Below are 12,354 nucleotides of genomic sequence, written 5' to 3' on the forward strand. Positions count from 1 at the left end.
GGAACGAAGCCGGGATCACCCAGCCTCATTCGGAAATTAACCTTTGTGCTTATGGCCTTTGCTGTGCTCTTGCTCTGTGGCATGTTCTTCAGGCTTAGGCGCGGGAGGAACGATTTTGGTAATTTTGCCGCCCTCCTCTTCATAGTTTTGCGAACCTATCGCACCCACCACTTTGAATCCCTTCTCAGCCAACAAGTCGGCGGATTTACCGGCACGGCCAGCGTGATTGGAGACGGTGACGATGGAGCGCTCCTTAGGAATAAACGGTAAAACCTTATCCAGCTCATCAATTTGTACGTTCAAATAGACGGGAAAGGTACCGATCTTGCTGATTTCATCGGGACGACGCACATCGATAAACAACACTTGCTCGGGCTTGGCGAGCAAGGCATCGATTTCAGCGCGCTTCAATTTTGGGGTTTTATAGGTATAAGGCCGCGCAGCCGGCGCCTCGGTTTTTTTGCCTGCATCCGCGTCGGCGGCAAACGCTACCGGAGCGGCCAAGATCAGAGCTAATAAAGCAGCAGTGGTCGTGTTTTTCATCAATATTTCTTCCTGTTATTAATTTTGCTAACTGCACGGTTTAGCGCGCGTAAATAAGGTTCCTCATTAGGTAAAAAGCAACTAGCATGCCACTCAAAAAACACCTGCCACCAAAAACGATAATTAGCTTGTTAATCATTGATTTAAAACGGTATATTTATTCAACACCCCATTCAATAACACTTGATAAATCCATAAATATCCAAGTAAAGCCCAAGCAACTGGTGGAAATTCAGCAGGGGCGCAACATGCGCTGTTGCTGGGCTAGCACCACACCAACCGTTGATTAACCCGGCCCGATTTATCCCTGATGCCCCGTTCGGGCTGAGTTCGTCGAAGCCTGAGGTGCTTGGCCATTCGACAGTTCCCTCAAAGGCATAAAGGCGAGCGGTACTGAGGGCGGTGTTGATAAAGTGGTTTTGGTATGAAGAAAGGAGGCATACAGATAGGCCGAGCAGGCACTTTGTAACTTCCCGATCTGCGAAACTTGGATCTCGGCAAAAAACACCGGACAAAAAAAACGGGCAAAGGATAAATCCTTGCCCGTTAGAGGTTATCACCACGAGAGCTTGATGAATGATTGCGGTAGCCTTTAAATTCGCCAGCGCGACGATGGTTTAAGAGTCCGGTTAATTCAGATGAACCAACAGCACCATGTTATTTCGGCCGACTGCTAATACCGGCAGTCAGCAACGGAATTTTATAGGCCGCGCCGCGACCGACTACATATAACGTTTTCTTATCGATACCGGCGAATGCCAGGTTTTGCGGCTTTTTGGGTAGCGGAATCACGCCCAGAATCTCACCTTTAGCGCTGATGATTTCTACGCCGGCGTTGGAGGCAACATACAATCTGCCTTCATCGTCCAATGCAATGCCATCGGCGCCGCTGGACCAAGTGCCGTCTTCACCTTTTTTCCAACCGTCCAACTTGGCAAAATTACGGCGATTCTGAATCGAACCGTCCGCAGCAACGTCGTAAGCCAAAATGTGTTCGCCTTGAGTATTAGCAACGTACAAGACCTTTTCGTCCTTACTCAATTGAATCCCGTTGGGACGCTCAATATCGGTAGCCAACTGCTTAAGATCGCCGCCCGGTGAAATATAAAACACGCCGGGATGCGATGGCGGCGGATTAGGATTTTCCTTACTCGGCCGGGTACCGCTGTCGGTAAAATAAATGCCGCCATTGCTGGCGCGCACTAAATCGTTGGGACGCTGAAATGCCGTGCCTTGATAGTTTTCGGCCAAGCTGTTTTTCTTGTTAGCCGGATAAATCACGCCGACTTTGGTCTTTAAAGTTTGTACCGCGACGATTTCGCCATCGGGCGTCAAAGCCAGACCGTTAGCGCCGTTGGAGTTTTCCAGAAACGTCGACACTTTATCGTCCAAACCGATGCGGACGATTTTGTTGGCTTGGGTTTCGGTAAACAATAAACTGCCGTCGGTATAACCAATTGGACCTTCCGTACCGTTAAAGCCATCCTTAATAAGCTCGGCCACGACACCGCCGGCGGAGACACCGGGAATAGCCGGCGTAACCGGGTCGTCCGCGCAAGCGGCCGCCGCGTAAATCAACGCCCCAAAACCAAGTAAATATAAGTGTTTAGATAACATAAGTATTTCCTTTGCAAATGTTTCGATCAATCAGGTTGCCGAGCGGCGCTCTAACCGCCCGGCGACTATTCAAATTAGAACTTGGCTCTAAAGTGCACCCCGTAGTAACGCGCATCGCCGAATGACGCGCTAGCCGCGCCGGTACCGGAAAAGTTACTGGCATTGGTAAAGTAGATGGTGTCGAAAATGTTTCTGCCGACCAAATCCAGGTTGTACTTACCATTTTTGGTACCCACACCAATCCCACCATCGGTGACGTGATAGGCATCCTGCTTACCGTAACGCGATAAGCTGGCGTTGTAGTTAGCCGCCGATTTAAAGCTATCGATCAGATAGGCATGCCACTGTAGACCGTAGTCGTTACCGTAACCAAAGGTGAGCGGTGCCCGGTAATCTATCCCGTAGTTGGCGGTAAAGGCCGGCGCGTTGGGGATGGTTTTGCCGGTCTGATCGCAATATCCCGTGTTATTAGCCTCCGGCGGGCATGGCGCGTTGGCAAAGTCGGTATAAATAGCTTTGTTATACGAACCGTTCAGAAACACATTCAAACCTTGAGTAATGTCCCAATTGGTTTCCAGCTCGATACCGCGCAATTGGATACCGCCAATATTGCCGAGCTGCGACAAAAATTGGCCTGAGCGCAATGGATCGGGCGCAACCAACTGCGATTGAAAACTTTGAATATCGGTTTGGTATAAGTTGACGTTGAACACCAGCTTGCGATCCAGCCAAGTACTCTTAAAGCCAAATTCGTAGTCCATCACGTCTTCCGGTTTGACGTTTTCCGTGGCCCCGGTATTAAAGTTGAATTGTGCGGCCCCGGATTTTTGACCGCCGGCCACCGAACCGTAGACCATCAGATCTTTATTGACTTTGTAGCTGGGGTTGATCAACCAGTTTTGCGAATTCTGATCAAAACCTTGCCGCGGAGCGTCCCATTCCGGCCCCAGACGATTACTGCGGATGGCTTTGGCAGCGGCAATTTGCGCCGCGTTGGCCCCCAATGACGCTCCCAAGGCATCCAAATTGACCCCGCCTAAATTCCGGCTGTAACCAGTGTTCTCCCGACGCTCAAAGGTGTTGCGCAAGCCCAAGGTCAAGGTCGCATCATCGGTGACATGCCAGTTGATCTGACCATAGCCGGCATAGCTGTCAGTGGCCGGCACCACGTTTTGCGTCAACATGGTGTCGCGCATGGACGCCGCCAATAATTGCCGGGATGCCGGAGTGGCATTCAATAGGGCATATTGGCTGTTGCTTGCGTGGAAGGCGCCAGCATCAACGCCGAAAAGGCGTTGATTAAACGTATCGGCGATAGCCCGCATCGCAAATACCCCAAATTGGTAATCGACTGGTCCGGGGTCTTTAGACGCCAGCCTAAGCTCCTGCGACCATTGCTCGTTTTTAACAGTCCAACCGGAGATGCGCTCGACGTCAGCGGTGCTTGATTCGCCATCATGATTCGGTTCAAACAACGCATCCCGGTAAGCGGAGATAGAGGTAAAGCGATGTCCTGCCACATCCCAGTTAATTTCGGCGGACACACCCGACCCGTCGCCGCGCGATTGGCGTCTTTCATTATTCGCCATCGCCCTAGGATCGCCGATGACGGTCACGGCTTGCCCATTGCTGCGCAGTGTATTAAACCAATCCCTGGCCAAGCGGGTGCTGAAGGTCGTAGTCCGCAGGGTACCATCATCAAATCGCGTTGGATCGGCGATGAGTGGTTGCACGCTCATGGTTTGGGTCGAGGCGGTTTTATCGACAATCAGCCGCGCGCTCAAATCTTCGCTCGGCGTAAACAAAAATTGCAAACGGCCGCCCAGGGCGTTGGTTTCGCCTAAATCACCCTCGCTACGATGCACATCAAAGTTCTTTACAAAACCGTCGCGCTTATCGATAAAACCCGAAGCCCGGTAGGCTAATAAGCCGGGCAAGATGGTGCCTGTGGCGCCGAACTTGCCTTGCAGCGCATCGCGGCTTCCGGCAAAACCATCCACGTAATAGCTGTTTTTAAACGACGGTGCCTTGGTGGTAATGTTCAGCAAACCCAGGTTGCTGTTTTTACCTTGCAGCGTACCTTGCGGACCGCGTAACACTTCCACTTGATCCAGGTCGGCAAAGTTGGCCCAGGCCGCCCCGGTCCAGGCCCGCCAGACGTTATCCACCATCACCCCAACACTGGGTTCCATGGATTCGTTACCGCTGTTTTTACCCAAACCCCGCAAAGCAATACTGGTTTGCCGAGCGTTAGCCGACGTGACACCCAGGTTGGGCGCGCGCCGCGAGAAATCTTGTACCGACACCACGTTATCCCGCTCCAGTGTTTCCCGGTTGATTACCGCCACCGGAATCGGGACTTCCTGTAATTTTTCTTCCTTACGCCGAGACGTGACGACCACTTCCGACAGATCTTGCGGCTCGTCGGCTTTTTCTTCCGGCTCCGGCTCGGCAGCGGCGACGACATTGTCCGGCTCCTGGCTGGTTAGCGTAGCCGCATCGGCATTGCTAGCAGCTGGCGCAGCGGCCACGCCTTTCTTAAGCAGATCCTGCTCACGCCGTTTTGAGGCTTCCAGCTCCCGGCTCAAGCGCTCGACTTGTGCTTGTAAATCGCTAACCTGGGTATCGGCAACTTGTTTGTTTCCGGTTTTTTTCGCGCTCTTTTTTACCGATGCCGTTTGGGCGGTCGCATCGTTAGCAAGTAACATTGAACCACCTGCTATTGCCATTGCCACGCACACCGACAAACCGCGCCGATTGCTGATGTGCAGCGGCACTTTCACCGTTTCAATGTTGTCTGCCGACAGACTCCCAATTGAATATTCCTTCACGATCTCACCTATTCGAATGTTACAAAAACCAATTCGAGCCAACGCCACGACGACGCCCGCAATCCGAACTTTCTGTAACGCTCAACGCAACGACCGTGCCACAGGATGATAAACATCCGCCTAGCCATCCATTAATTAGATTTAAACAATTGAATTTAATAACTAACTTTAAAACCCAATTTATCCATCCCTCTAACACCATGAGAAAGCCGCCAGCTGAAAAACTGTTGAAAGGTCATCAGTCCGTGCTGACCATCTGTCTGCCTGTCAACAGTTCTATTCCAAGTTTACGAGTTGGTCTGAATGGCATCTTTTGCTCCGGCTCCCATCCTAAATTTTCCCGCTTAGCTGAATACCGAACCAACGCGGATAAGGGTCCGGCGCATAGGAATTCCAGCCTACTTCGTGATTTCTATCGTTGAAGATGTTTTTACCGATCAGGCTTAAATCCCAGTGTTTGTCGCGGGTACCTATGCCGATCGCCGCGTCCGTTCTGGCTCTGTCCCCCACCCAACCATAGGCGGATAAGGTATCGCTGTTATTGAACTCGGTTTGGTAGTTGGTGTTAAAGCTGGTGTGTGCAATGTATTTGCTGTCGAAAATCGGCTTGGCATATTCGGCACCAACGTTGAAATTCCATTTGGAAGCGCCCGGCAGATACTGGCCGGTCATATCGACGTAATCCCCGGTGAGATAACCCAGTTCATCGGGTTTAGGCGCATTTTTGTAATCCAGGTATTCGGCCACGTTATAGGCCCCGTTGAAACGGATCGACAAATCGGGAATGGTGTGGATTACACTGTCCAATTCCACGCCATGCACCCGCACCCTGCCGACATTGCCCTGAGTCGTCGCATAGGCTGTCAAGCCGGAGCCGCCGGGCGCCAGATTGACTTCGGTTTGGAATTGATCGACCACCTGTACCGCTTGCTGGTAGTTTTTAATATCCATGACAAACGCATCGACATTCACGACCACCGACTTATCCAGCCAAAAAGATTTAAAACCCAACTCCAAAGCATGGGTCTCCTCCGGCTTGACCGTAAAAGGCAGCCCGTTAACCGGCGCAATCGAACCGGATTTCTCGCCGTATTGCCAGGACAAATAAGTCGTCAGGTCTTCATTGATTTTATAACTGGGCGTCAGTTGCGCGGTATACAACACGTCCCGGTAATTATCCTCGACGGTTTGATTCAAGCGACCGATTTGCGAGGCACGCAAGGTTTTGGCGTTGGCCACCATGGTTTTTTGCGCGGCAGTCAACGCCGAATAGCTGGAACCCCCAAAGTACCGAGCCGCCAAGGAATCGGCCAGAGCGGTTTGCTCGGCACTATTCGCTACAGCGTCACCCGCAACTACGCCGGTTTGCGCCGCGTTGAGCTTTCCGTAGTTGGTGGTCGATCCGTAGAAGGTGTTGGTCACCGTTTTATTTGATCCATCGGGGTTTTTGTCGGGCACGCCATCGCCGTTCTGATCCACCGTAAAGGATTGCGCCGTGTCGGAATTAAAGCCACCAGTCGACACATCGCGGACAGTTACAGGATTAAAGGCCCCGCCAACACCGTTTCGGCCAATAATCTTAAAGTTACGCGATTTACGGTCTTCATGGGTGGCGCGTACCCCCGCTGTAAGGGTGAATTTATCGGTAAAGTGCAAATCCGATTCGCCGTATAAGGCGCCGGATTGGGTGCGGATCTCGGTGGATTCGAAGGTCCGTGCATCCTGCAACAAGTCTTTCAGGATTGCTTCGCCGGCGCCTCTATTGGCGCCGGCATTTCTATATAAAGCATTGTATTGGCCATTGGTGGCAAACCAGGCTCCGGCGTCGGCGCCCCAACCGGCTTTCGAGTCAACATTGTCTTTGGTCCACAAACCGATCACGCCGGCCTTGTAATCCAGAAAGCCGCCCGGTTTGTTGACGATTTTAAATTCCTGCGTCCATTGATTGTATTTAACCCCGCCGCCGCCATCGACGTTGATATCAAACGGCGTACCTTCGTCGTTGTGCGCATCGAAGCGATACTCGCGCACCCCGGTCCTGGAACTCAACACATGATCACCGACTTCCCAGTCGATTAAGGCCGCCGCGCCCTGGTTGTTGACGGTCTGGCCTTTATTTTGATCGAACCAGACCGTACCGCGTTGTTCGCCACCAATGTAGTCGTTATAGGTAAAGCCCCGATTAGCAAAGTATTGTCCGGCTGCCGCCCTTGAGCCTACGGCGCTGATCGCCCCCGGACTGGTGGTGTCGGTCATCGCAAATTGATTGCTGTGACTAAAATAGCCGTTAAGTTTGGAGTAGGCGGACGTACCGTTTCTATCCGTGAGACTGCCGTCGGCAAATCTGAAAGGCTGGTCGTGATAGAACGTCAAACCGTTTTGCACCTGCGGCTGTTTCGGTTCGAAGTCGGCGATGAATCTGGCCGTCAGATTGGACGTTGGGGTAAATAGCAACTGGGCGCGACCACTCAAGCGATCACGGTTGTACAGGGTGTAATTCCTGTCGTATTCGTTTTCATAAAAACCACGCGCTTTATCGACGATAAACGAACCGCGCCAGGCCAGAAAATTATCGATTACCGTCCCACCCAAGGCACCTTGCAATATCAGCGACTCCCGTTGCCCATAGGCAGCGGACAATTCTGCCGTGGGTGCGAAGGTCGGTAGTTTAGAGGTGACATTAACCTTACCCGAGCTTGCCGCTAGACCACCTTCGGTACCGCGCGGCCCGCGCGTTACTTCCACCGCTTCCACGTCGTAAAAACTGAAGTTAGCCAGCTGCGTTAAGGCGTACGGTACGCCGTCCACTGTCACACCGACGCTGGGGTCCTGGGTTTCGGTGAAACTTCGTTTACCCAAACCGCGCACCGATAGCGAGGCACCACGCGTGTTGTTCTGGTTGAATTGTACGTTGGAAGCGCGGCGGGTGATGTCGCCCAAGTCTCTGGACAATTCCCGGTTAAGCTCGGTGCCGGATACCACCGATACCGATTGCGCCACCTCGTGTAATTTCGCCAATTTGGGTTTGGCCTTCACAACCACTTCACCCAAATCCTCTTTTTGGTCTTCGTCGTTCTTGGCTAAAGCCTCAGCCGGCGCTTCATTCTGCGCGGCAGTGGTTTCTGTAGAGGTTACCGCGGCTCCGGCTGGCGCAGCACCTATTGCACCTTGCTTGATAAATTCCAATTCACGTTGTTTGGCGGCGGCAAGCTGCTGACGCAAAGCCTGATTTTCCGCTTCCAAATCGCTAACCGCTTTGCTATTTATGCTTTTGCTTTTGCTGTTTTTTTTCGGTGCGGCTTCCACGTCAAATGCCGATACCAGGGACACCCCGGCGATAGCCATTGCCACGCAAGTCGATAACCTGCGGCGCGCACTGATTGCTTGAGGAACTCCATCCTGTCGAGTAGCGCTTACTGAAAAAGCACTTGCTAATTTATCGCTCACTATTCCACCTAAACGAATGTTAAAAAAATCGATATGAACCAACATCAAAACTCTGCCGGCAACAAAATAAAACCGGCTCTAATATCAATTTTGCAATAGGCATGCCAGCAGTAAGTAAATAGCGCTAACAGGCGAATTACATTCGCAAAATAATTCACAACTACATGTTTTTATTTATTTTTTAAATTTTCTACAAGTTATTAATCAGCGAGAACAAACAAAAAATCACTCGGCGTTTTTACGTAAAACTGCTGAAACTCAAACAGCAGCTGCTGACAGTATGAATAGCCTTTGTTGTTAGCCTGAATCAGCCTTGCTGAGCACCTGATCGGCATCTGTTGAATTAGAAATACAATTTGCTGGCAGCCTGCCCGCCATTCAACAAGCTCAGCCAGAAGCCGATAGATTCCGGATCAATTTGCAGCACGGCTTGCTTGAAAACATTTCCCGGCAGCAACGCTGCATTGATGGCAAGGCCTTGATTCACGAGGCCTTTATCGGGTTTGAGTTTATTAGGTGGAGGTTTTCGGCAGGCAAATGGATTAAATTAAAATTGTTGGCTTGATCATTGCTTACACCCATCCTCGAGCACCAGCACAGCCATCCGCCCGTTCATAAAGGAATAAGCAATGACCCAAATAAAACCATCCGTAACCGCACGCGGCCGCAAACCAAACCGACCATCACGTAAATCCCAAGCCTGGCAGCAAGCGGCGTTAATTGTGCTGGGTACCGCGCTTAGCGTCTCGGCCTTATCAGGACCGAGCGTGTTCCCTACCGGCACCACACGCTACGACCCGGGCAAAGCGTATAACTCGTTTGTATTGTTCAGCGGCGGCGACAACATCGCGCATCTGATCGATTTAAACGGCAATTCCGTTCACGAATGGCCGGATGCCGCCAGCCACAGCACCCTTATCAATCCCGCCGTGAACGGCGGTAAACTGGGACATATATTTGTCACGCAGGAAACCACCGAAGGCAAAGGTACTGATTTGGTGCCCGGCCAAGTCAGCAAGAAAATCACCAAAACCATCGCCGAGCTGGATTGGGACGGCAAAACCGTCTGGCGTTTCGGCGACAAAGCCCCTGGCGGCGCTGCGCAACAACATCATGACTGGGCCAGATTGCCGAACGGCAATACCGTGGTGTTAGCAAACCTGGTGCATCCGGTGAAAGGCTTTAAGCAGCCGCAAGTGTTGGACGACGTGATTTATGAAGTCAATCCGGCAGGCGAAGTGGTCTGGAAATGGATCGCCTCGGAACATTTGCAGGAGTTCGGCTTTACGCCGGCCGAACTTAAATTGGTCCGCAGCGCCGAGATAGCCGACTACCTGCATGTGAACAATCTGAAAGTCGTTGGCCCGAACCGCTGGTATGCGGCCGGCGACCAGCGCTTTCATCCCGATAATCTGTTGATCGATGCGCGCAACGCTAATTTCATAATCATCATCGACCGCAAGACCGGCAAAGTGGTCTGGAACCTGGGACCGCACTACCCAGCCGCGTCCATTGAAGAACAATTAGCCCGCAAGGTACCGCGTCCGGTCGATCAAATCAGTGCTCAGCACGATGCGCACATCATCCCGGAAGGCTTGCCCGGCGCCGGTAATTTACTGGTGTTCGACAATCAAGGCATCGCCGGCTATCCGCCGGCCCCGGTGCCGCGGACCGGCGGTTCGCGGGTGTTGGAAATCGATCCGATCAAGAAAGAAATTGTCTGGCAGTACACAGGTGAGAGTTCGGGCGGACCGAGTTGGTCGTTTCGCAGCACGCATATCAGCGCCGCCCGCCGCCTGCCTAACGGCAATACCTTTATAGACGAAGGCCAGAGCGGCCGCTTGTTTCAAGTAACAAGCGACGGCGACATAGTCTGGGAATACATCAACCCGTATTTTCGTACTGGTAAGGACGCTGTGACCGGCCGAGCCACGGCCAATAACTCGGTATATCGCGGCCAACCGGTACCTTACGATTGGGTACCCGCGGGCACACCGCATAGCGAAAATCCGGTCGCCCCTCCCGATTTAACCAAATTTCGACTGCCAGTGGCGGGTAATAAGCCCTGAAGCAGATTGGGCAAAAAACACAGCACGCTGCATTCAATTTAACAGCCGTGGGTTTCGGGGTATCCGGTCGTGATGTTTGGCAGACGGGTTACTGCCATTAAGCTAAAAGGAACTGGCACTCCACAACCGGATACCCCCAAGCCCATGGCACTAACACCCTAAATTTGGAGATTAAAATGTTACAGGCACGTATTCGACGGCAGTTATCACTACCAGCCTTGGCAATCGCGTTATCTTTAGCTTATAACTTTGCGGCAGCCGTGGAACTTGACCCCAAAGCCATTTCCATCAAGCTGCCAGACCAAATTAATTGGGTCGCAAATCCCAGCGGGTCGGAAAGCGCGGTACTGGTCGGCGATCCGAACAAACCCGGCCTGTATGTGGTGCTGAATAAATGGAAGGCTCATCACAACAGCAAGCCGCATTCGCACCCAAAAGACCGCTTCATCACTGTGATTTCAGGCACTTGGTGGGTTGGCACCGGCAGCGATTACGACCCCGAGCATTTGCAACCGGTACCGGCGGGCAGCTTCGTCACCCATTACGGTAACGAAATCCATTACGACGGCGCGAAGGACGAAGACACGGTTTTACAGATTGTCGGCATCGGTCCGGCTACATCGACCCCGGCACCTGCAAAGTAAGGTATTGCGATGCCGGCACCCCGCTACAGCTGAGATGCCGGAAGGAACTTGGCGAAGATTACTCTTCGCCTTCTTGATAAGCGACGGCCAGTTTCCGCTGGCCATTAGCCAACATGCCGTACAACCCCAGCTTGTGCCGCAAGACATTGCGGCTAATATCCAGCAAACGCGCGGTTTGCACTTGGTTTTCTTCGCAAAACTCGAATGCCGTGCGAATCACGGTTTCTTCGATGATGTCGAACAACTTGGGCGGCGCTTGTTCGCACAAACGCAGTAGCGAACTTTCCAGCGAAGAGGTGGAAACCACCGGCCCGCTCTGCGAGACTCGTACCCCCGATAACTTAAAGTCCTCCGGACGCAAGCGATTGCCTGGGCAGACCAACAAGGCCCTATGCACGGCATTTTCCAACTCGCGAATATTGCCGGGCCAGTCGTAATTTAACAAGGCCAGCTCGGTGGAAGGCGATAATTTGATTTCACCGTAGCCCAAGCGGTCGCCGTAGACTTTAAGAAAGTGCCTGGCCAAGGGCAAAATATCGCCCGGCCGTTCCCGCAACGGCGCCAAGTGAATCGCCGCCACGTTAAAACGGTAATACAGGTCGGCGCGAAAATGCGACGCCGCCACCGCTTCTTCCAAATTAACATTGGTAGCGGCGATGACTCTGACATCCACCGGCGAAGGCGTCCGCGAACCCACCTTTACCACTTCCCTTTCCTGCAATACCCGCAATAATTTCGCTTGCAAGCCGAGCGGTAAATCGCCGACTTCGTCCAGAAACAAACTGCCTTTATTGGCGGTTTCGAACCAACCTTCTTTTGTATTCAAGGCGCCGGTGAAAGCGCCTTTTTCGTGGCCGAACAATTCGCTTTCGATGAGGTTTTCACTGAGTGCCGCGCAATTTAGAGCACCGAACGGTCCTTTGGCGCGCTTACTAAGTGCATGTACATGCCTGGCCACCAATTCCTTGCCGGTGCCCGTCTCGCCGATGATCAGTACCGTCGCATCGCTGGGCGCGATCCGCTCGATGTGCTCCAACAGTTTTCGTGAAACCGGATCCTCGAACACCATCGCCGTGGCCCGCACCGTGTGCGACAGCTGTCGTAATTGCAACTCGTCAAATGCCAATAATGTCATACGGTTTCCCCTGTACTGCGAGCAACGATGCCGTTACTCAAAAATATATCCATGAAAGATCTTTTCCT

At 52.4% G+C, this 12,354-nt stretch carries 8 protein-coding genes; 2 read left to right on the forward strand and 6 right to left on the reverse strand.

Features of this window, described 5'->3' with window-relative positions:
- Nucleotides 1-36: 36 nt before the first annotated feature.
- The 5 genes from ACR64Q_RS11235 to ACR64Q_RS11255 all read right to left on the reverse strand — a co-directional run bounded on the left by ACR64Q_RS11235 (nucleotide 37) and on the right by ACR64Q_RS11255 (nucleotide 8,925).
- Nucleotides 37-543, reverse strand: a complete 507-nt coding sequence (locus ACR64Q_RS11235; RefSeq protein WP_313734773.1) for a rhodanese-like domain-containing protein — start codon at nucleotides 541-543, stop codon at nucleotides 37-39.
- 657 nt (nucleotides 544-1,200) lie between these two features.
- Nucleotides 1,201-2,160: an SMP-30/gluconolactonase/LRE family protein gene (locus ACR64Q_RS11240; protein WP_313734775.1), complete on the reverse strand. Its 960-nt coding sequence runs from the start codon at nucleotides 2,158-2,160 to the stop codon at nucleotides 1,201-1,203.
- A 74-nt stretch (nucleotides 2,161-2,234) separates the two neighbouring features.
- Nucleotides 2,235-4,991, reverse strand: coding sequence for a TonB-dependent receptor (locus tag ACR64Q_RS11245; RefSeq protein WP_313734778.1), 2,757 nt, complete (start codon nucleotides 4,989-4,991; stop codon nucleotides 2,235-2,237).
- Nucleotides 4,992-5,321: 330 nt separating this feature from the next.
- Nucleotides 5,322-8,336 carry a TonB-dependent receptor gene (locus ACR64Q_RS11250; protein ID WP_483823431.1) on the reverse strand — a complete coding sequence of 1,005 codons (3,015 nt, stop codon included), beginning with the start codon at nucleotides 8,334-8,336 and terminating at the stop codon, nucleotides 5,322-5,324.
- Nucleotides 8,337-8,781: 445 nt separating this feature from the next.
- Nucleotides 8,782-8,925 (reverse strand): hypothetical protein, encoded by a 144-nt coding sequence (locus tag ACR64Q_RS11255; protein WP_313734781.1) that lies wholly within the window; start codon nucleotides 8,923-8,925, stop codon nucleotides 8,782-8,784.
- Between the two features lie 142 nt (nucleotides 8,926-9,067).
- On the opposite strand from ACR64Q_RS11255, the gene ACR64Q_RS11260 reads away from it, so the two are divergent.
- The gene (locus ACR64Q_RS11260; RefSeq protein WP_313734783.1) at nucleotides 9,068-10,507 is read left to right on the forward strand and encodes an arylsulfotransferase family protein; all 1,440 of its coding nucleotides are present in this window, start codon (nucleotides 9,068-9,070) and stop codon (nucleotides 10,505-10,507) included.
- A 176-nt stretch (nucleotides 10,508-10,683) separates the two neighbouring features.
- Entirely contained in the window at nucleotides 10,684-11,151 is a 468-nt protein-coding gene (locus ACR64Q_RS11265; protein ID WP_313734784.1) for a cupin domain-containing protein, read from the forward strand.
- A gap of 58 nt (nucleotides 11,152-11,209) precedes the next feature.
- Here the strand turns inward: ACR64Q_RS11265 and ACR64Q_RS11270 are convergent, their stop codons facing one another.
- Nucleotides 11,210-12,286, reverse strand: coding sequence for a sigma-54 interaction domain-containing protein (locus tag ACR64Q_RS11270; protein ID WP_313734786.1), 1,077 nt, complete (start codon nucleotides 12,284-12,286; stop codon nucleotides 11,210-11,212).
- Nucleotides 12,287-12,354 lie beyond the last annotated feature (68 nt).

The sequence above is a fragment of the Methylomonas sp. 2F7 genome (assembly GCF_057126975.1).

Bases quoted from the DNA above. Each gene is read 5' to 3' on its own strand.
- ACR64Q_RS11235 (WP_313734773.1), bottom strand. From the start codon at position 543: ATGAAAAACACGACCACTGCTGCTTTATTAGCTCTGATCTTGGCCGCT.
- ACR64Q_RS11240 (WP_313734775.1), bottom strand. From the start codon at position 2,160: ATGTTATCTAAACACTTATATTTACTTGGTTTTGGGGCGTTGATTTAC.
- ACR64Q_RS11250 (WP_483823431.1), bottom strand. From the start codon at position 8,336: ATGGCTATCGCCGGGGTGTCCCTGGTATCGGCATTTGACGTGGAAGCC.
- ACR64Q_RS11260 (WP_313734783.1), top strand. From the start codon at position 9,068: ATGACCCAAATAAAACCATCCGTAACCGCACGCGGCCGCAAACCAAAC.
- ACR64Q_RS11265 (WP_313734784.1), top strand. From the start codon at position 10,684: ATGTTACAGGCACGTATTCGACGGCAGTTATCACTACCAGCCTTGGCA.
- ACR64Q_RS11270 (WP_313734786.1), bottom strand. From the start codon at position 12,286: ATGACATTATTGGCATTTGACGAGTTGCAATTACGACAGCTGTCGCAC.